This window comes from Mesorhizobium sp. ES1-1 (assembly GCF_020164785.1).
GTDB lineage: Bacteria > Pseudomonadota > Alphaproteobacteria > Rhizobiales > Rhizobiaceae > Mesorhizobium.
This window is the reverse complement of record NZ_JAIUGX010000003.1, coordinates 131,732-150,854: the sequence shown is the minus strand read 5'-3', so window position 1 is coordinate 150,854 and position 19,123 is coordinate 131,732. Positions and strand designations below refer to the sequence as shown.

At 64.2% G+C, this 19,123-nt stretch carries 16 protein-coding genes; 5 read left to right on the top strand and 11 right to left on the bottom strand.

Annotated elements, in window-relative coordinates; genetic code table 11:
- Window positions 1-159: 159 nt before the first annotated feature.
- The 3 genes from leuB to LB513_RS05960 form a co-directional block, all read right to left on the bottom strand.
- The gene (gene leuB / locus LB513_RS05970; RefSeq protein ID WP_224662547.1) at window positions 160-1,263 is read right to left on the bottom strand and encodes a 3-isopropylmalate dehydrogenase; all 1,104 of its coding nucleotides are present in this window, start codon (window positions 1,261-1,263) and stop codon (window positions 160-162) included.
- A 136-nt stretch (window positions 1,264-1,399) separates the two neighbouring features.
- Window positions 1,400-1,750 (bottom strand): VOC family protein, encoded by a 351-nt coding sequence (locus LB513_RS05965; protein ID WP_224662546.1) that lies wholly within the window; start codon window positions 1,748-1,750, stop codon window positions 1,400-1,402.
- Window positions 1,747-2,130: a RidA family protein gene (locus tag LB513_RS05960; RefSeq protein ID WP_224662545.1), complete on the bottom strand. Its 384-nt coding sequence runs from the start codon at window positions 2,128-2,130 to the stop codon at window positions 1,747-1,749. The genes LB513_RS05965 and LB513_RS05960 overlap by 4 nt, the downstream gene beginning before the upstream one ends.
- Window positions 2,131-2,407: 277 nt before the next feature.
- Here LB513_RS05960 and LB513_RS05955 point away from each other — a divergent pair, with 277 nt between their 5' ends.
- Complete coding sequence (locus LB513_RS05955) at window positions 2,408-7,411, top strand: tetratricopeptide repeat protein (protein ID WP_224662544.1); 5,004 nt, start codon at window positions 2,408-2,410, stop codon at window positions 7,409-7,411.
- A gap of 79 nt (window positions 7,412-7,490) precedes the next feature.
- Here LB513_RS05955 and LB513_RS05950 read toward each other — a convergent pair whose 3' ends face one another.
- The 3 genes from LB513_RS05950 to leuD all read right to left on the bottom strand — a co-directional run bounded on the left by LB513_RS05950 (window position 7,491) and on the right by leuD (window position 10,155).
- Entirely contained in the window at window positions 7,491-8,402 is a 912-nt protein-coding gene (locus LB513_RS05950) for an agmatinase (protein ID WP_224662543.1), read from the bottom strand.
- A 158-nt stretch (window positions 8,403-8,560) separates the two neighbouring features.
- Entirely contained in the window at window positions 8,561-9,487 is a 927-nt protein-coding gene (locus LB513_RS05945) for a hypothetical protein (RefSeq protein WP_224662542.1), read from the bottom strand.
- 62 nt (window positions 9,488-9,549) lie between these two features.
- Entirely contained in the window at window positions 9,550-10,155 is a 606-nt protein-coding gene (gene leuD / locus LB513_RS05940; RefSeq protein ID WP_224662541.1) for a 3-isopropylmalate dehydratase small subunit, read from the bottom strand.
- Between the two features lie 163 nt (window positions 10,156-10,318).
- Here leuD and LB513_RS05935 point away from each other — a divergent pair, with 163 nt between their 5' ends.
- Window positions 10,319-10,744: a GNAT family N-acetyltransferase gene (locus tag LB513_RS05935; RefSeq protein ID WP_224662885.1), complete on the top strand. Its 426-nt coding sequence runs from the start codon at window positions 10,319-10,321 to the stop codon at window positions 10,742-10,744.
- Window positions 10,745-10,831: 87 nt separating this feature from the next.
- Entirely contained in the window at window positions 10,832-11,563 is a 732-nt protein-coding gene (locus LB513_RS05930) for a DUF72 domain-containing protein (RefSeq protein WP_224662540.1), read from the top strand.
- A 171-nt stretch (window positions 11,564-11,734) separates the two neighbouring features.
- On the opposite strand, the gene LB513_RS05925 is transcribed toward LB513_RS05930, so the two are convergent.
- Genes LB513_RS05925 through LB513_RS05910 form a run of 4 tightly spaced genes read right to left on the bottom strand, consistent with a single transcriptional unit; the run spans window position 11,735 to window position 16,786 of the window.
- A complete protein-coding gene (locus LB513_RS05925) occupies window positions 11,735-12,901 on the bottom strand; it encodes an NAD(P)/FAD-dependent oxidoreductase (protein ID WP_224662539.1) in 1,167 nt (388 codons plus the stop codon).
- A 40-nt stretch (window positions 12,902-12,941) separates the two neighbouring features.
- On the bottom strand, window positions 12,942-14,555 hold the full coding sequence (locus LB513_RS05920; RefSeq protein WP_224662538.1) for a sensor histidine kinase: 1,614 nt from the start codon (window positions 14,553-14,555) through the stop codon (window positions 12,942-12,944).
- Complete coding sequence (locus LB513_RS05915) at window positions 14,546-15,238, bottom strand: response regulator transcription factor (protein ID WP_224662537.1); 693 nt, start codon at window positions 15,236-15,238, stop codon at window positions 14,546-14,548. Before LB513_RS05915 ends, LB513_RS05920 begins: the two co-directional genes overlap by 10 nt.
- 3 nt (window positions 15,239-15,241) lie before the next feature.
- Window positions 15,242-16,786, bottom strand: coding sequence for a DUF4173 domain-containing protein (locus LB513_RS05910; RefSeq protein ID WP_224662536.1), 1,545 nt, complete (start codon window positions 16,784-16,786; stop codon window positions 15,242-15,244).
- A gap of 510 nt (window positions 16,787-17,296) precedes the next feature.
- Here LB513_RS05910 and LB513_RS05905 point away from each other — a divergent pair.
- Together LB513_RS05905 and LB513_RS05900 are read left to right on the top strand one after the other, a co-directional pair.
- Window positions 17,297-18,175: an HpcH/HpaI aldolase/citrate lyase family protein gene (locus LB513_RS05905; protein WP_224662535.1), complete on the top strand. Its 879-nt coding sequence runs from the start codon at window positions 17,297-17,299 to the stop codon at window positions 18,173-18,175.
- A 37-nt stretch (window positions 18,176-18,212) separates the two neighbouring features.
- Complete coding sequence (locus LB513_RS05900) at window positions 18,213-18,419, top strand: DUF1737 domain-containing protein (RefSeq protein ID WP_027047555.1); 207 nt, start codon at window positions 18,213-18,215, stop codon at window positions 18,417-18,419.
- A gap of 163 nt (window positions 18,420-18,582) precedes the next feature.
- On the opposite strand, the gene LB513_RS05895 is transcribed toward LB513_RS05900, so the two are convergent.
- A complete protein-coding gene (locus LB513_RS05895; protein ID WP_224662534.1) occupies window positions 18,583-19,005 on the bottom strand; it encodes a metallopeptidase family protein in 423 nt (140 codons plus the stop codon).
- Between the last annotated feature and the right edge of the window lie 118 nt (window positions 19,006-19,123).

Genomic DNA, 19,123 nt, shown 5'->3' with positions numbered 1-19,123 from the left:
AGATGTCATGGTTGATGTCCCAATCTGTCCAGGGCAATCGCCGGCATTGAAACAGCCTCTTTCGCCCCGTTTACGGGGAGAAATGCCCGGCAGGGCAATGAGGGGCGGCGCTGACTTTGGAGATCAGCCGCGGCGATCCGGTCGGACGGCAGCCCGATATCACCCCAGGAACTTGGCGATGATCGCGTCGCCCATCTCGACCGTTCCGACCTCGGTCATGCCGTCGGACATTATGTCCTTGGTGCGCAGCCCCTGGTCGAGCACGGCGGCGATGGCACCTTCGAGACGGTCCGCTTCATCGACCATGCCGAAGGAATAGCGCAGGCACATGGCGAAGGAGGCGATCATGGCGATCGGGTTCGCGATGCCTTTGCCGGCAATGTCCGGCGCCGAGCCATGCACCGGCTCGTAAAGCGCCTTGCGCTTCTTGGTCTTCACGTCCGGCGCGCCGAGCGAAGCCGAGGGAAGCATGCCGATCGAGCCGGTCAGCATGGCCGCGATGTCGGACAGCATGTCGCCGAACAGATTGTCGGTGACGATGACGTCGAACTGCTTTGGCCAGCGCACCAGCTGCATGCCGCCGGCATCGGCCAGCATGTGGTCGAGCTTGACGTCGGAATAGCGCGCCTTGTGGGTCTGGGACACGACCTCGTTCCACAGCACGCCCGATTTCATCACATTGCGCTTTTCCATCGAGCTGACGTGGTTCTTGCGCGTCCGCGCCAATTCGAAGGCGACGCCCGAAATGCGCTCGATCTCGAACGTGTCGTAGACCTGGGTGTCGATGCCGCGCTTCTGGCCATTGCCGAGATCGATGATCTGCTTGGGTTCGCCGAAATAGACGCCGCCGGTCAGCTCGCGCACGATCAGGATGTCGAGGCCTTCGACCACCTCCTGCTTGAGCGAGGAGGACGCCGCCAGCGCCGGATAGCAGATCGCCGGCCGCAGATTGGCGAACAGTTCCATGTCCTTGCGCAGCCGCAAGAGGCCCGCCTCCGGGCGCACCTCGTAGGGCACGGCATCCCATTTCGGGCCGCCGACGGCGCCGAACAGCACCGCGTCCGCCGCCATCGCCTTTGCCATGTCGGCATCCGAGATCGCCGCGCCATGCGCATCGTAGGCGCAGCCGCCGACCAGCCCCTCATCGGTGACGAAGCCGCTGGAGAGCTTCTCATTCATGGCCGCGATCAGCTTCTTGACCTCGGCCATGGCCTCAGGGCCGATGCCGTCGCCGGCGAGCAGGAAAAGATGCTTGGTTGCCATGAAGGACCGTCCCGGAAGGAAATGTTACGATTTGCACAGCGTCTTTGCGCGCCAGGCAGGCGCGCGGTTCTGTGCGACCGGCGCTTTGCTAAACGCCAAGCGGCGCTAGCGCAAGCCTGGGCCGCGCCAAGCGCGGTCATCGATGCGAAAGAATGTTGACCAGCCTGCCAAAGGGATCGCGGACATAGAAGCGGCGCACGCCCCAGGGCTCGTCCGCCGGCCCGTATTCGATGGCAAAGCCCGCCGTCCTCATGCCCTCCAAGGCTGCATCGACATCGTCGACCTCGATCGACAGGTCTGGAACCGGCGTTCCCGAGCCGCCCTCCTCGGCGAAGCTGACCTGAACGTCCATTTTTTCCTGAGAGCCGTAGGTGGCGATCCAGCCATGATCCATCAGCAGGTCGAGGCCGAGCACGTCCTGATAGAAGCGCTTGGCTACCGCGCCATCAGGTGTCGCGATGTTGGCGATGATGCGCCGGACTTTCATGCCGTCCGCCGCAGCGCCGTGACCTCGATCTCGATCTTCATTTCCGGCTTGTTGAGCTGGCAGACGACCATCGTCGCCGCCGGCCTGATGTCGCCAAACGTCTCGCCCAGGATCGGGAAGACGACATCCACGAAGGCCTGGTCGGTAATGTAGTAATGTGCCCGCACCACATCGGCCATGTCGAACCCGCCATCGCTCAGCGCCTTGCCGATCGTCGCCAGGCAGTTGCGCGTCTGCGCCTCGACCGTCTCCGGCATCGTCATGGTCGCGTAATCATAGCCCGTCGTCCCGGAGACGAAGCACCAGTCGCCCTGCACCACGGCGCGTGAATATCCGGCGGTCTTCTCGAAGGGCGAGCCGGTGGAGATCAGTTTACGCATGGATGTCCTCGCGATGGTCGGGCGCATCTTGCAGGCAAGACGCCGATCCGACCATGGGTCAATACCGGCGGATCAACGGTCCAATAGCGGGCCCACTCAGCAGGCATTCAACCCGCCGGGACGGCAGGCAATCCGGCATGCCTGGCTCCGCTTCTGATCTGCCAAGCGGGAGAGAGCTTTCCAAATGCTTACTGTAATTTCTGCTTGCATTCCGGAACAAAAACGGAACTATAAGTATCCGCGAGAGCAGGCGCAGTAACTCTGGGGGGTCAGAACCATGTCACGCCGCACCGGCGCGCTGACGCGCGCGTTTTTTGCAAGGGTTTTGCGTTGGCCGCTCGTGGCTCTGGCGGCGACCATCCTGCTTGGGGCTCTGACCGCTCCATGCTCGGCCGTTACGCGTGACTATGCGCTTTGTTTCGGCGATGAAGAAGGCCCGGTCGACGACAACAGCGCCCTCTACAGTAAGGAAGCAAGTGTCGACAAGGACGCGGCTGACCGGCGCATCGCAGCCTGCACGGTGATCGCAGAGGACACGACCGAAGCGTCGCGCCTGCGCGCCAAGGCCTTTTTCTACCGAGCCTCCGCGCGCAACGACAAGAAGGACTGGGAAGGTGCCATTACCGACTATGGCGAGGCGATCGCGCGCGATCCCAAGCAGGCGGCGGCCTATTTCAACCGTGGCGCCGACTGGTACAACAAGGGCGACGACGATCGAGCTATCGCGGACTTCAACGTCCTCATAAGCCTGGATCCCTCCTCCAGCGAGGCCTATTCAAGCCGTGGCGCGGCCTTCTTGCGCAAGGGCAAGATCGACGCGGCTATTGTGGATTACCAGCAGGCAATCGCGGCGGACCCGCAGAACGGCGCGGCGCATACGGGACTGGGTCAAGCTTGGGACATCAAAGGCGATCGCGACAAAGCGCGCGCAGAATACGATGAGGCTATCCGGCTAGACCCGACCGACATGACCGCGCTTCTCAACCGCGCCCTCAACCGCCTCGACAGAGGAGAGTTCGATCAGGCCATCGCGGACTACGACGCCGCCATCGGCATCGACTCCGACAGTGCCGAAGCCTATGCCGACCGCGGCGCGGCGTGGCTGAGCAAGAATGGCTGGATACGCGCGATCGCCGATGCCAGCAAGGCGATCCAACTCGATCCTTCGATTGTCGACGGGTATTATTTTCGGGGCCTCGCCTGGGCCGGCAACGGCAACAATGATCGCGCCATTGCGGATTTCGGTGAGGCGATTGACCTCGATGCCGACGATGCGCGGGCCTGGCTCGCCCGTTCGTTGACGCGGGCGCTGAGCGGCGATGCCATCGGAGCCGCCGCCGACTGCCGAAAAGCCCTCGCGCTCGACCCTAAAAAGAGTGGTGCTTGCAAAGCCGGAAATGCCGGCGCCGTGACGACGGACTCCGACACGGCGGCTAAGTCCACGGGTGACGCGCCGCAGGCTTCTGCCACGCTGGATCCTTCCAACCCCGCCACCTGGTACATCCAGGAAGGATTGAAGGCGCAGCTGGAAGGCGACGTACCGGGCGCGATCTATTTCTTCAGCTATGCGATCAAGCTCGACCCCGACAATGCCTATGCATATTACAATCGGGCGCTCGCCGAGGCGTCGCAAGGGCACGTATATCTTGCGACAAGCGACTGCCGGCGCGCCGTCCAGCTCGACCCGCAACGTGCAGGCACATGCGGCGCGCGCCTGCCAGACAACCAAGCCGTTCCGGCCGCCGGGACTCAGGATGAAGCAGCCGCCAAGATACTGATTGAACGCGCCGGCGCCCGTCTTGCGAAGTATGGCCTGGACGGGGCGCTTATCGATTTCGATAAGGCCGTCAGCCTCGACCCCCACAATGCCGACGCCTATCTCGGCCGCAGCCGCGCCAAAGGGCTGAAAGGCGACGCGACAGGTGCGGCGGAGGATTGCCGGCGCGCCATCGAGCTCGACCGGACGCGGGCAGGAAGCTGCGACAGGCAGGTCGCGGGCGACAGCGTCGAACTGGCGTCACCGCCGCACGAGGCAAGGGCGGACCCGTTGACGGACATCCCGAAGCCGCCATCGGCCATTCCGGAGATGACGGCCGCGCAAGGCAAGGCTCTGACAGAGAGGGCCTTGGCCGCAAAGGATCCCCGCGCCCTGGAGGCCGTCCTTGGTGGCGACGCCTTTCTCGACATGGGCAAGTATGACCAGGCGATCGGCGCCTATGGCAAGGCGATCGAGTTCGATTCCGATGACCGCTTTGCCCATTTCGGCCGCGGCCGGGCCTGGGCCGCCAAACGCGATTACGGCAAGGCCATAGCGGACTACGACGCGGCCATACGGATCAATCCTGACTTTGGCGCGGCGCTTTCGCAGCGGGGTCTGGCCAAGGTCACCTCGGGCGATGCCGATGGTGCGCTTGCCGACTGCAGCCGCGCCGCCGAACTCGACCCGAAGGCGCGAGATGCCTTCTACTGCAGGGGCATGGCCTCGCACGTCAAGGGCGACGTCGGGCGTGCGATCGCCGATTATTCCGTCGCGATCGGGATCGATGCGAAGGATGACGCCAGCTATTATGCGCGCGGCATGGCGCGGGCCGTCCGGAAGGACTATGCCAGCGCCGTCGTCGACTTCGACCAGGCGCTGGCGCTCGACCCCGGCAATCCCGACTATGCCATCGCCCGCAGGGCAGCGGCCGACGCCGGCGGAAAGCCCGCCGTTGATATCGCCAGGGTTGGCTCCGATAGTGCGGCGAACAGACAGGGCGCCACTTCGACCGCCCCTGCCGCGACCCGGCTCGCGGCCGGGCTGAGTGCGAGCGAAGACGATTCGCATGTCGATCCGAAATTGGCCAAGCTGATCGACGATGCGGATCCCCGCGTCATGGTTGCGGTGTCCAAGGGCGACAGCCTCGCGCATGAGGGCAATTATGACGAGGCGATCAACGCCTATGAAGAGGCCATCGCGATCGCTCCTGAAAGCCCGCTTGCCTATCTCGGCCGCGGCAAAGCCTTCGACGCCAAGAACGACTATAGAAGCGCCATCGCCGACTTCGACAAGGTCATCGCGATGGCTCCGGATATGGCCGCGCCGCTCATGCGCCGTGGCCTGGCCAAGGCCGCCTCGGGCGACGCGGTCGGCGCGCTCGCCGATTGCGTCGAGGCCGCCAAGCTCGATCCGCAAGCAAGCGGCGCCTACTTCTGTTCCGGAGCGGCCTGGTACGCCAAGGGCGACCTCAATCGGGCCATCGAGGCTTTTTCAGCGGCGATCGAGATCGATCCGAAGGACGCCGCCAGCCACTACGCACGCGGCATGGCGCAAGCCGACGGCAAGAACTATGGCGAGGCCGTTTCCGACTTCGACCAAGCGGCAAAACTCAACTCGCACAACCCAAACTACGCGGCCGCCCGCACCGCGGCGCTGGCGGCGCAGGCCAAAGGCGGCTCCGCCGCGAAGATGATTATGCCGTCCTCGAAGAAGCTCAGGGAACTCGTCGATCGCGGCTATGCCTTCTACTACAAGGGCAAATATGATCGTGCGATCGCCGAGTACAACAAGGCGATCGCACTCGATCCGCAAGATGTCTCCGCCTATGTCGGGCGGGGCATCGCGTTGGTCGACAAGGGAAAATATGACGCGGCGATCAGGGATTATGACAAGGTCGTCAAACTTAATCCCGATTATTCAGACGTTTTCATCGGCCGTGCCATCGCGTGGACCAAAAAGAATGAGCCGGATCGAGCCATAGCCGACTTTAGCCGCGCCATCGAGCTCGATCCCGATGACGCCCCGGCCTATTTCGGACGTGGCAGCGCCTTCATCAAGACAGGCGACTACGACCGGGCCATTGGCGATTTCGACCAGGCGCTGAAACTCGACCCCGGGATGGCGCTTGCCCGCAAGGGCCAGAAGATGGCCATGGCGGCGAAGGCCGAGGCTGCGGCAACCAAGCCCGCCGCCCCGGCGCCAAACAAAATCGTCGAGGACGCTATCGAGCAGGGCACGATCTGGCGCGCCCAAAATCAGTTCGTTCGGGCGATCGAGCAGTATGACATAGCGGTCGCCGCCGACCCATCCAATGCCGGCGCCCATACCTTGCGCGGCTTCACCTATGCATTGAAGGGCGACCGAAACCGGGCCATGGCGGACTACGACAAGGCGATAAAGCTCGATCCAAAGTCGACCGACGCCTATTTCTACCGTTCCGCCATCTGGCTGCAGAGAGGCAAGATCGACCGCGCCATCGCGGATCTGAGCACCATCATTTCGTTGCAACCGGCCAATGCCGACGCCTATGTGCTGCGCAGCCGGGCCCGCGCCATGAAACATGATTGCGATGGCATCATCGCCGATTCGACAAAGGCGATCGAACTGCGGCCGACGGATGCGGAAGCATGGTTCAATCGCGGGTTCTGCTGGAAAAGGGAGAAACGATACGACCGCGCCATCGCCGATCTGGATGCGGTTTTACGCCTCGATCCAAACTACGCCAGGGCCCGCGAGGAGCGTGACGATGCGGCCATGGCGAGAGCGGCAGGCAAGCAAACGCCAACGACGCAAGCCGCGGCAGCAACGGCGCGCGACGCCACAAAGAGCGGCATCGCCCTCTACAACAAGGGTCGATACGATCTTGCGATCGCCAAATTCGATCAGGCTTTGGCGCTCGATTCCGACGATGCGGAAGCTTTCGGATATCGCGGTCTCGCATGGAGACAGATGGGCAATTACGATCGCGCCATAACGGATTACGGCAGCGCGATTGCACTCGAGCCAAAAAACGGCAGCTATTACTCCGCCCGTGGCTTTGCCTGGGCCGCCAAGAACGACCACAAGCGTGCCATCGACGATTTCAGCAAGGCGATCGAGTTCGATCCGACCTACCCCCCGCATTTCCACGCTCGAGGCATCAGCCGGATGACCATGGGCGATCTCGACGGCGCCATAGCAGACTATGACAAAGCCATCAGCCTTAGTCCTGGCGTCGCCAAAATGCGTGTCGATCGCGGTATCGTCTGGATGGCCAAAGGCGATGCGAAGCGCGCCCTGGCGGATTTCGACATGGCGATCCAAATCGATCAGAACAGTCCGGGCGGTTACTTCGGCAGAGGTCTCGTTCAGGCGCGCGCGGGCGATCACGACGGCGCGATCGTTAACTTCAATCGCGCGATCAAGCTCTACCCCAACTATGCCGATGCCTACACTTTCCGCGGCCGTTCCTGGGAAGCAAAAGGCAATGCCAAGCGCGCCAAGGCCGATCGCAAGAAAGCGTTGAGCTTGAGAGGGAATTAAGTCTGTCGGGTAATGGACGCGCCCCTCTTGCCCGGTTCCATCCCCCGAGAAGGATCGGCCGAAAAGCGCGCCGAATGGCTCAACGCCGCCGGACGATGGCGCCGATCGCGTTGATGACGAGACGTGCGGCGGTCAGGGCCGAGAGGCCGTCCATGTCGGCCGGCGGGTAGAGCTCGACGAGGTCGAACCCGGCGATCCGGCCTCGCCTGCCGGCGCCCGCGATCAAGTCGATCGCCTGCGTATAGCTGAGGCCGCCGGGCGTCGGCGATGCTACGCCCGGCATGATGCCGGGATCGAGCCCGTCGCAATCAAGGGTGACGACGATGCGAGCGCCTTCCGGAATGTGCCTCAGCGCGACCTCGACGCCCTGCGCGTGAACCTCGCGCGCCGTCACCAGCTGGCTGCCATAGCTTCGCGCCGCTTCAACCTCCCCAAGGCGCGCGCTGCCGATGCCGCGCATCCCGACCTGCACCATGCCGGCGACATGGTTCATCTCGCTGACCCGGCGCATCGGGTTCGAATAGCCGTGGCGCTCGCCATGGACCTCGTCGCGCCAGTCGATATGGGCATCGATCTGCAGGATCCACACCGGCCCGTGATCGGCGAAGCCGGCGATGAAAGGGATGGGCAGGGAATCGTCGCCGCCGAGCAGGATCGGCACGGCAGGCAGCGCCAGGATTTCGCGCGTCTTCGCCTCGATGCGGGACCGGTTGCCTTCATTGTCGTGCATGGCGGTCGCGAGGTCGCCGGCATCAATGCAGCAGACCGGCTCGCCGTCGAAAAGCGGGCCACCGAGATCGAAATCCCAGTGCTCGACGAACGCGGCGTCGGCTTGGCTGGCGGCGCGGATGGCGCTGGGCGCCTGCGCCCACAAGCGGCTGTCCTGGCCGGGATAGGTGGTGCCATGCCCGGCCCCGAAGATCACAGCGCGAGGCTTGCGGCCATCGCCGAGGCGATCTGGAAGTCCGAGAAACAGAGGCGTGCTGATCATGTCTTGATGCCCTGGTGATTATCGATGATTTTGCGGCTCGTTCCCGGTTGTGGCGGATCGGCTTGCTAGCTTGGCTGCAGGCCACAAATCGGACCAAGTTTCGATCGACACGGCCGGCCATCTCGCCCGCAGGCTCCAAGCCTTTCAGCCGGCGGTCGCTAATTTGCCGATCCCATCGCCTTGTCCATCGCGTCCTTGATGTCGGCCGGCCATGCCGACACCGCCGGCCAGGTGGTCGGCTCGCCATTATCGCCACGGCGGGCGAAATAGAGCTGCTGTTTGGCGGCGTCGACGGCCATGAAGCCGTCATTGCCGCCGCAATCATGCGGCACGCAGCCGCTGGCGTAGAAGGCGCCAGACGCGGTCTTTTCCGTGCCACCGCCGACCAGCAGGCTGGTCGCCATATCAGGCATGTCCTTGCCCAGTAGCGTATCGGCCAGCTTGTAAACGGCCTCGTTGTGGAAGGCGTCGATGATATTGTCGTATTTGGAGGGATCGATGTCCTTCCAGTCGGTCCCGGGCTGCGGCGCGTAATGCAGGTCGCCTGCAATCGTCAGTCCTTCCGTCGGCGACCACTGCAGCGCCTGCTGCGAAGCGCCCGGCAGCAGATAGGGCACGAAATAGATGGCGTTGTCGGCCACCGCCGCCGGCGGGGCCCCGCATTCGTCCTGTTCGACCTTGAGGCTTTGTATTGCGCCGCCTTCCGGCTTCCAGACGATGAGGGTGGCCGGGCCGCACTGGTTGCCGCCATCGCCGACATCGACCAGCGCGACGTCGACCCCGCCGACCTTCACGATCTTGTCGAACGACACGTCGTAATTGCTGGCGAGCTGCTTGCCGTCATAGGCCAGCACCTTCTCGCCATACTCTTCCTGCTGGGTGATGGTCAGTTGCCCGCCCGCGAACGGAACAGGCTTCTGGCCTTCATCGTCGGCCAATGTCGCGTTGGCGGTGCCTGATGCACCCTGACCGGGAGCAGGATCGTCGGCCGGCACCAGCACCAGATCGCTCTGTGCATGCGAGGTGGCCGCCGGGGTGAGGGCCCATATCAGCGCACAGGCGCCGATAATAAGCGAACGTGTCATGACTGTCCCTCCGTTCAGTCGCCACGAAGCCAGCCGCCAACGGCCGGCTTAGATCGTATCGCTCAGGCCCAGGGGCGCTGTTCGGCGTTGCGCCTTTCGAACGAGTCGATGGCGCCGGCCTTCTCCATGGTCAGACCGATATCGTCGAGCCCGTTCAGCATGCAGTGCCGCTTGAAGTCGTCGAGGTCGAAGGTGACGACGCCGCCATCGGGGCCGCGGATCTCCTTGGCTTCGAGGTCGATCGACAAAGTCGCATTGGAACCGCGCGACGCATCGTCCATCAGCTTCTCCAGATCCTCGGCGCTGACGGTGATCGGCAGCACGCCGTTCTTGAAGCAGTTGTTGTAGAAGATGTCGGCGAACGAGGTCGAGATGACGCAGCGTATGCCGAAGTCGAGCAGCGCCCATGGCGCGTGCTCGCGCGACGAGCCGCAGCCGAAATTGTCGCCGGCCACCAGGATCTGGGAGTTCCGGTAGGCGGGCTTGTTGAGCACGAAATCCGGGTTTTCCGAACCGTCATCCCTGTAGCGCATCTCGGCGAACAGTCCGGTGCCGAGGCCGGTGCGCTTGATCGTCTTCAGATAGTCCTTCGGGATGATCATGTCGGTGTCGACATTGATGATCGGCATCGGGGCGGCGACGCCGGTGAGCTTGGTGAATTTTTCCATGGCACTTGCCCGTGATTGTCGTTGCGCGAATTGGTGTTGGGCATGGTCTACACAAAGAAGCGGGCAAATAAAAGCCGACTGTTTCGGCCGCTTTGGCCGATGGATCAAACGATCCGCAGACCAGCCCCTTCAAATACGATGCTGCCTGATGCACCTTGCCGGCATGAGCGCATCGTCAAAAATCCTCTATGCCAGCGAACCGGCGCTCGACAGCGCCGAATTCCGCCAGGTCCTGATGGAGTCGGGCCTCGGCGACATCAGGCCGGTCGAGGACGATGCGCGGCTCAAGGCCATGCTGTCGGGCGCAAATCTCGTCGTGACCGCGCGGCGCGATGTGGAAGGCAGGCCGTTGGTCGGTGTTGCCCGTGCCATGACCGACTTCTCCTGGGTCTGCTACGTCTCCGAACTCGCCGTGTCGCGATCGGCGCAGGGGCTGGGCGTCGGCAAGGGCCTGATGGACGAGGCGCGCCGGCAGATCGGACCGTCCGTCGCGATCAGCCTTCTCTCCGTGCCGGACGCCGCCGCCTTCTACGAACGCATCGGCATGAAGCGCATGCCGGACGCGTTCTGGTTCGGCCGCGAGCGCTGACAATTATTCGGTCCCGTTGCGACCAGATGACGGGTGAGCGACCGATGGCGGGCTTGACCCGCGCCGCGGCTGGGCCACATCCCCACCATGGAGAAACGCGGATCTTTCATAGGCACGGCCGGCTGGAGCATTCCCACGCGATACAAGGAAGACTTCGCCTCGGCCGGCTCGCATCTCGAACGCTACGCCCAACGCTTTTCCGTCGCCGAGATCAACAGCTCGTTCTACAAACCGCACCGCCGCGACACCTATGAGCGCTGGGCCCGCTCCGTGCCGGAGCGTTTCCGCTTCGCCGCCAAGATGCCGAAGGCGGTGACCCATGAGCAGAGGCTCGTCGGCTGCGAGCCATCTATCGATGCCTTTCTGCAGCAGGCCGAAGGACTTGGCGAGAAACTGAGCGTGTTGCTGGTGCAGTTGCCACCGAGCCTGGCTTTCGAACCCGATGTCGCGCGCGCTTTCTTCACGATGTTGAGCAAGCGAACCCCGGCAAGGCTCGTCTGCGAACCGCGCCACGCGAGCTGGTTCGACGCGGAGGCCGACGAGCTCCTGGCCGGCTGCCGGATCGCGCGTGTCGCCGCCGACCCTGCTCCCGTCCCGGCCGCTTCAGTGCCGGGTGGCTGGAGCCGCCTCGCCTATTTCCGCTGGCACGGCACGCCGCGCGTCTATTATTCAGCCTACGAAGCCGAAAGCCTCGACCGGATCGGCAGCCAGGTACAAGCAATTGCCGCATCCGGCGCCGAGGTCTGGGGGATCTTCGACAACACGGCCGCAAGCCATGCGCTTGGCAATGCGCTTGCGGTCGATGCGATGCTTGCCTAGGCGCAGATCTCCCTTCTCCCCTTGCGGGAGAAGGTGGATCGGCGCGCAGCGCCGAGACGGTTGAGGGGTGTTCCAGCGGAGTGAGACGTTGGCGTCTTCTGGAACACCCCTCATCCGACCTCGCTTCGCGAGGCCACCTTCTCCCGCAAGGGGAGAAGGAAGAAGCGCCCTTCAAATCACGTTCAGCTCGCGAAACGCCCTTCCTTCGGCCACCCGCTCGTAGCCGAAGGCCCGGCAGTCGATGGTCCGGTAGCCGCCATGCACGATAAGCTCGGCCAGGGCCATGCCGACGGCCGGCGCCTGCTGCAGGCCATGGCCGGAGAATCCGTTGGCGAAGATGAAATTGCCGACCTCGGGATGCGGGCCGATCACCGCATTCTGGTCGAGCGTGTTGTAGTCATAATGCCCAGCCCAGGCGCGAGTCGGCTTGATGGCCTCGAAAGCCGGGATGCGGGTCGCCAGCACCGGCCACATCACCTCTTCGAACAACGGCCAGTCGACGTCGAAATCCGCGGGGTCGGCCGGGCCGTCGCCCTCTTCCGGCTCGCCGCCGCCGGTGAGATAGACCGAGCCTTCCGGCCGCACATAGATCCCGGTGGGATCGACCAGCAGCGGCATGTCCGTGAACTTGTCGCGCGCCTCGAAGACGAAGACGTTGCGCTTGCGCGGTTCGACCGGCAGCACCAGCCCGGCAAGTGCGGCGACCTTGCCGGCGTTCGGCCCGGCGGCGTTGATGACGGCGCCGGCCTCCAGCGTCTCGCCATTATCGAGGCTGACGCCGGTGACGCGGTTGCCCTGCCGCTCGATGCCGGTGACACCGGCCGTGATGAAATCGATCTTCTTCTCGCGCAGCGCCTTGCGGAACAGCATCAGCATGGCATGCGCATCGAACCAGCCCTCGCCGCTGCGGCCATAGGCGCCCGCTGAAATGCCCTCGGTCGACAGCCAGGCGAAACGACGCGCCAACTGTTCGGGACCCTCGAACACGATGTCGGCGCCCTCGGCGATCTGTGCCTCGTGATTGGCCTTCAGGATCGGCAGCCCCTCTTCGCCGGCGAGAATGAGGTAGCCGCCCTCGCGGAAACCGATATCGGCGTCGGTGCCGAACTCTTCCTTGAGCCGCCGGAACAGCTTCAGCGTGAATTGCGACAGGCGGATGTTTTCGGGAATGGAGAATTGCTGGCGGATAGACGCCATGGACAGTGTCGTCGCCGAATGCGCGAATTGCGGGTCGCGCTCGATCAGGGCGATCGAACCCGAAAAGCCTTGCTCGCGCAGATAATAGGCGATCGAGGACCCGACGATGGCCCCGCCGATGATGACGATGTCGTAGCGCACTTCTTTGAAGCCCTTTCCGTTTCGACCGCTGATCTCGAAATCACGCGGCCGGCAGGATGATCTCGAAGCGCGTGCCGCGTTCCGAGTCAACCAGCCTGATCGTACCATCATGCGCTTTCAGGAGGGCCAGCACGATGCCGAGGCCCATGCCGGTGCCGCCCGATTCGCGCCGTGTGGTGAAGAACGGCTCAAAGACGCGCGTCCTGTTGCTGGGTGAGATGCCGGCGCCGTCATCGCCGACCAGCACGGTCGCCTTGCCGCGGGCGCTTTCCGCGGTGACCGAAACCAGCGTCGCGCCGTGCCTGGCGGAATTGTCGACGAGATTGGCAAACACGATCGCCGCATTCTCGGGTGAGATGCGCAAGGCGACATCGCCGCCCGCCTCGACACGGACCGCCACCCTGTTATCCGCGGGCAGCAGCGCCAGCCCCGCACCGACCGAAGTGGCTTCGCCACTGGGCGCAAGATTTTCGGCCTTGGCGAGCTCGAGCAGCCGCCGGACCAGCAGGTTGAGCCGGCCGGCATCATTGACGATATTGTCGGAGAAACGCCGCCGCTCGCCATCATCCATGGCGGCGCCCGAATCACGCAGCAATTCGGCCGCCCCCTGGATCGCCGTCAGCGGCGATTTGAGTTCGTGCGAAACATGGGTGGCGAAGGTCTGGATCGCGTCCGAACGCGCCTGCAGCTTTTCCGCCATGTCCAGAAAGGCGGCGGACAACTCGGCCATTTCATAGGTGCCGTGATGGTCGAGCGGCCGGATTGCGCCGCGATCGCCGGCGGCGATGTGCTGGGTGCGCTCGATCAGCGCATGGATTGGGCGGCTGATCGTGCGCAGGAACACCAGGCCGATGAGCAGCGTGCCGCCGAGAATGGCGATCGCGGCCAAACTCACCTTGCCGCGCTCGCCATAGAGATGCTTGACGATGTTGTTGGGCGTGCGCGAGACATAGACCACGCCGGCGACACGGCCCGCGACGTCCACCGGCAGGGCGACGAAGACCCGCACCTTGGTGCCGCGGCTGACCGAATACAGCGGCGGCGTCGGCTGGTCGGGGATGCGCAGCCTCAGTTCACTGGCATAGCGGCCGCCCAGCGCCTGTTGAACCTCCTCGACCCCGCCGAGCGACTGCCCGACCTCGCCGCGCCCGGCAATCACGACGCCCCTGGGGTCGAGCAGCCGGAACCCGGCCAGCGTGGTCTTCTGCGTTGCATCGAGAGCGCCCGACAGGCGAGCGCCGATGGCGGCGAAGGCCGGATCGGCGACCGCGGGGGTCGCCGCCGGCCGGGTCGGAAGCACCGTGTCGGAGGCGAGGTCCAGGCGCGGTTCGATCGGCCGGTAGCCCGGGTCGATGTCGCCGCCCGCATCACCGCCTTGGCTTGCGTTCTCGTCGAGCTGCGGCATCGGCGCGCCGAGCTTTTCCAGGGGGATGGCGGCATCGCGCACATCGCGCGCATAGAAGGCGGCGATCGCGGCGCCTTGCGCGATCAGCTCCGCTTCGGTCTGGCGGATCAGCTGGTTTTCATAGAGGCGGAAGAAGAACAGGCCGACCAGCGGCAACGCCATCACCATGACCAGAATGGCCACGACGACCGTGGCGAGGCGCGGCCGCCATTTGCGGCCGATCCATTTGCTGGAAGCGTTCAGCCGCATCGGCCGAGCCGGAAGCCGACCCCATGCACGGTCTCGATGGCATCCATGCACCCTACCGCCGCCAGCTTGGCGCGAATGTTGCGGATATGGCTGTCGACGGTTCGGTCGGCGACATGGATCTTGCCGGCATAGGCGTTTGCCATCACCGCGTCGCGGTCAAGCACATGCATGGGCCGCGCCATGAATCCTTTCAGGATCGAGAATTCGATTCCAGTCAGGGCGAGCGGCTTGCCGTCGAAGGCGGCGGCATGGCTGGCCGGGGTCAGCGCTAGCCTGCCATGCGCGAATTGGCGGTCGTCGACCGGTTCGGGCGCCGCCGGGCGGGCGCGGCGCAGGATGACGTTGACCCGGGCGACCAGCTCTCGCGGGCTGAACGGTTTCGTCACATAATCGTCGCCACCCATTTCAAGGCCGAGAATGCAGTCGATTTCCTCGTCCCGCGCCGACAGGAACAGCACCGGCACATCGGATGTGTGGCGCAGCCGGCGGCAGACCTCCAGCCCGTCCATCTCCGGCATGCCGATGTCGAGCACGACAAGGTCCGGCGCCCGCCTTGCGACCGCCTGCAGGGCGGCGGCCCCGTCGGCCACGGCCTGCGTCTTCATGCCCGCCTTTTCCAGCGCGAAGCAGATCACCTCGCGGATATGAGGGTCATCGTCGGCGACGAGAATGTGATGCGGCATCGGTCAGCGGCCCGGCAGGTTAGGTAGAGAAGGCTGAGGAAGCACGAGTGAGGCCTTGCTGTCGAGATAGCGGGCAAGCCGCCAGTCGCGAAAGCTCCAGGCGCGCCAGTTGCGATGGAGAGTGCGGTACCGGCCTTCGTCGCTGGTCCGCAAACTCTGGAGCTCGCGGACGGCGCCGGCATCGGGCGTCTTCTCTTTATGGTCGAAGAACCGATCGAGCGCTGGGAACGCGCCCGGGCCGAGCGAGCGCACATACCAGGCGTCGAGCGGGATGCCCTGGCCGGTCATTTCAAGCGAATGGTCGACATTGTAGTTGGCGATCATGGCTGCGAAATTGACGAAACAGCAGGCATAGAGCGTCAGGGATAAAGTCACAAGATTGGCGGAGGAGAGCCACGCGTTCGATTTCCCAAGCGCGATGCGGGCGATGATCAGGGCAAGGCCCGCCGCCACCAGCCCCATCCAGACGAAGGCCGCGATACGCCAGTAGGTCAGCGCGTAGACGCCGATATAGAGATCGAGCCGCAGGATCGACGAGATGACCAGCATGATGTTCTGCGCTACCCAGGCATAGACCAGCCGGCGGATGGTGGGATCGGCCGATGTGGCGCTGCCGGGCCGGAGCGCCGCCAGTACGAAACCGGCGGCAAGCAGCGCGGTGACGATCAGGGGATAGGCGCCGCGATGCGCGTAGGCGGCGTAGCTCAAGCCGTCGGGCAAAGCCACCCCGCCCCACAGATAGGCGGCGTCCAGCCCGGTCTGCATCGCAAACAGGACGTTGAAGACGACAAGCGCGCGCAGGATTGCGGGCCGGCCGAACACGATGCCCTCGACCACCTGCCTCTCCGCATCCGGCGCCGGCAGGGCCTTGGCGAGGTCGTCCTTTACCCCGGCAAGACGCTGCGGAAATCGCGGCAGGCGTGGCCGCAGGAAGGCCCAGACACCGGCGAGCATGAACAGCCAGAAGGCGATCCGCGCCAGCTCTATGAGGTTGAGCAGCTTCATAAGATTGATCTGCGACAGCCAGTAATCGATGACCGGGTTGGCGGCGCCGAACAGGGCAAGGAAGACCGCGCCCAGCGTCAGCGGCATCACCCAGACTGCGATGGCTGCCGGGCGCAAGCGTCGCCGGCCGAAGCGCCGCACTGTCCTGCGCCAGCGGATGAAATCTCTGATGAAGCGGAACGGCGCCGCCAGCCAGAACTGCCCGATCTGCGCGACAATGCGGACGAGGCCCTGCGTCAGGCGTCCGCTCAGCGAAAGCGAGAAGGCGACCAGGGCCGCAAGGGCGATCGAGACCGACAGCGCGCTGACATTTTCGGCCAGCGGCAGCAGCGCGGCGAGCAGAGCGACGGGCTTGGCCCAGACACGGGCGTCGAAGGCGGTGGGATGAAGGGCGATGACTGCAGCGCCAAGCAGGATGGCGAACAGCAGGACGGTAATGCCGAAAGGCTGGCCGTAAAATAGAAAATCCGCAAGGACTACCACCAACGCGGCGACACCGAAGCGGGCGCCGAAGCTTGGCGCGGCGCTGAACAAGCCTGTCATGACCGGGCCCTTCCCATCGTTTCAGGCGGGGTTGCCGGCGAGCTCTTGCGCACAAAGGGGATGATGACCGCGGGGCCGGCGCGTGGAGGATCGACCAGCCACCAGCCTTCGTCGAGCAGCCTGTGAGGGAGGGACCAACGGTGTCTTGCTTGCTTTTCCATGCCGCCTGTTTCGCAGGCTCTCTGGGACGAGGTGCGGCGGATCGGAGGAGGTTTTCCGCAGCTGCGTGCAGTTTTCGTGCAGGCCAACTTTCCAAACGTTGGCGCTGCCCCTCACCTGCCTGCCGGCATCCTCTCCTCGTAAACGGGGCGAGGGACGCTCTTCACCGCTTTCGCCAATCTCCAGCGTTGCAGGAAGGGAGCCGCGGCTGCGGTCAGCCTCTTTCGCCCCGTTTACGGGGAGAAATGCCCGGCAGGGCAATGAGGGGCAGCGCCGGCTTCGGAGGTTGGCTCGTCTCCCGCCACAAGTCGGGTGCTTGCCTAGGCCAGCCCCGCGCGGCATAGATCGGACATGACAAATGAACCCTTCCGCCCACGCCGCTCCGTGCTCTATGTGCCGGCCTCCAACGACAAGGCGCTGGCCAAGATCGCGCAGCTCTCCTGCGACGCCGTGATCGTCGATCTCGAGGATGCGGTCGCGCCCGCCGACAAGATTTCGGCGCGCGAAAAACTGGCCGGTATTTTCGCCGGTCGCTCCCGCAGCCGCGAAATGATCGTGCGCATCAATGCGCTCTCGAGCGAATGGGGCAATGACGACCTGGTGGCCGCCGCGCGCTGCGAGCCGGACGGCATTCTCCTGCCCAAGGTCGACACGCCGCGCGACCTGCTCGAGGCCGGCGATGTGCTCGACGACAATTTTGCGCCCGACAGCGTGAAACTCTGGGCCATGATCGAGACCTCCAAGGCGATGCTCAACATCGGCCCTATTGCCGAACTTGGACGAGACCCGGCTTCGCGGCTAAGTTGTTTCGTTGCCGGAACGAATGATCTGATCAGGGAAACCGGCGTGCTGGCGACGCCCGACCGGCGCTACCTCGTCCCGTGGCTGATGACGATGGTGCTCGCCGCGCGCGCCGGCGGTCTCGACATGCTCGACGGCGTCTCCAACGATTTTCGCGATCTCGACGCTTTCGCTCGCGAGTGCACAGAGGGAGCGTCCATGGGGTTCGACGGCAAGACGCTCATCCATCCCGCCCAGATCGAAGCGGCCAACGGCGCCTTTGCTCCCGCGGCGCAAGCCGTGGCCGAGGCGCGACAGGTGCGGGATGCCTTCGCGCTTCCAGAGAATAACGGCAAGGGCGTGATTTCGCTGAACGGCAGGATGGTCGAACGGCTGCATCTGGCGCAGGCCGAAAAATTGCTGGCGAAGGCAGCCGCCATCGGCGCATGATCAGCGCCAGGACTATCCCCTGCGACAGGAATCGACGATGAAACTCTACCGTTTTCTCACCGGCCCGGACGACGCCAGCTTCTGCCACAAGGTGACGGCAGCGCTGAACAAGGGCTGGCACCTGTTCGGCTCGCCGACCTATGCCTACGACAAGAAAGCCAAGACCATGCGCTGCGGCCAGGCCGTGGTGAAGGATGTCGACGGTCAGGAATACGGCCCCGATACCAAGCTCAGCGACTGGTAAGGTCTTTCAAGCGCCGACGCAGGCTGTGTCGAGATTTAGGTCATGCCGAGTCGAAAATGGTGGTGCCCGAGAACCGGAGCGGAGCGTACTTTTGGGTACGTGAGCACCGGAAGCGCAGGGAGCCACCATTTGCAGGCCGGCATCCCCTGAATATCGGCACAGCCTACTCGGCCGCCTCTTCGAGCTTCTCCATATCGTCGTCCGACAGGCCGAAATGATGCCCGATCTCGTGGATCAGCACATGGGTGACGATGTCGCCCAGCGTCTCCTCGTTTTCAGCCCAGTAGTCGAGCATGGCGCGGCGGTAGAGCGTGATGCGGTTCGGCCCCTCGCCGGTCTGCGGGTTCCAGCGCTCGGCAATGCCGCGTCCCTCGAACAGGCCGAGCAAGTCGAAGGGCGTTTCGAGAGACAGATCGTCCATGATCTCGTCGGTCGGAAACTCGGCGATCTGGATGACGATCTCGCCGGTCAGCTTGCGAAAATCTTCCGGCAGATGAGCGTAGGCCTCCAGCGCCAGGAACTCCATTTCCTCCATAGAGGGGGCAAGTTCGTCATGCCATGTGCGGGTCTTGTAGATGCGGGCCATGAATTATCCTTTGAACCCGGCATATAGGCTTTCGCACCGGAATCGGCAAATACCGCGGGAGATGGCGGTGAACTGGCTGAGTTGGAAGGAATAAATTCCTTATGACTCTGCTTGACTC

What these genes read in the sequence shown, in the direction of transcription:
- LB513_RS05920 (WP_224662538.1), bottom strand. Translation starts at nt 14,555, where the DNA reads ATGCGGCTGAACGCTTCCAGCAAATGGATCGGCCGCAAATGGCGGCCG.
- LB513_RS05910 (WP_224662536.1), bottom strand. Translation starts at nt 16,786, where the DNA reads ATGACAGGCTTGTTCAGCGCCGCGCCAAGCTTCGGCGCCCGCTTCGGT.
- LB513_RS05915 (WP_224662537.1), bottom strand. Translation starts at nt 15,238, where the DNA reads ATGCCGCATCACATTCTCGTCGCCGACGATGACCCTCATATCCGCGAG.
- LB513_RS05930 (WP_224662540.1), top strand. Translation starts at nt 10,832, where the DNA reads ATGGAGAAACGCGGATCTTTCATAGGCACGGCCGGCTGGAGCATTCCC.
- leuD (WP_224662541.1), bottom strand. Translation starts at nt 10,155, where the DNA reads ATGGAAAAATTCACCAAGCTCACCGGCGTCGCCGCCCCGATGCCGATC.
- LB513_RS05950 (WP_224662543.1), bottom strand. Translation starts at nt 8,402, where the DNA reads ATGATCAGCACGCCTCTGTTTCTCGGACTTCCAGATCGCCTCGGCGAT.
- LB513_RS05955 (WP_224662544.1), top strand. Translation starts at nt 2,408, where the DNA reads ATGTCACGCCGCACCGGCGCGCTGACGCGCGCGTTTTTTGCAAGGGTT.
- LB513_RS05900 (WP_027047555.1), top strand. Translation starts at nt 18,213, where the DNA reads ATGAAACTCTACCGTTTTCTCACCGGCCCGGACGACGCCAGCTTCTGC.
- leuB (WP_224662547.1), bottom strand. Translation starts at nt 1,263, where the DNA reads ATGGCAACCAAGCATCTTTTCCTGCTCGCCGGCGACGGCATCGGCCCT.
- LB513_RS05895 (WP_224662534.1), bottom strand. Translation starts at nt 19,005, where the DNA reads ATGGCCCGCATCTACAAGACCCGCACATGGCATGACGAACTTGCCCCC.
- LB513_RS05965 (WP_224662546.1), bottom strand. Translation starts at nt 1,750, where the DNA reads ATGAAAGTCCGGCGCATCATCGCCAACATCGCGACACCTGATGGCGCG.
- LB513_RS05905 (WP_224662535.1), top strand. Translation starts at nt 17,297, where the DNA reads ATGACAAATGAACCCTTCCGCCCACGCCGCTCCGTGCTCTATGTGCCG.
- LB513_RS05945 (WP_224662542.1), bottom strand. Translation starts at nt 9,487, where the DNA reads ATGACACGTTCGCTTATTATCGGCGCCTGTGCGCTGATATGGGCCCTC.
- LB513_RS05935 (WP_224662885.1), top strand. Translation starts at nt 10,319, where the DNA reads ATGAGCGCATCGTCAAAAATCCTCTATGCCAGCGAACCGGCGCTCGAC.
- LB513_RS05960 (WP_224662545.1), bottom strand. Translation starts at nt 2,130, where the DNA reads ATGCGTAAACTGATCTCCACCGGCTCGCCCTTCGAGAAGACCGCCGGA.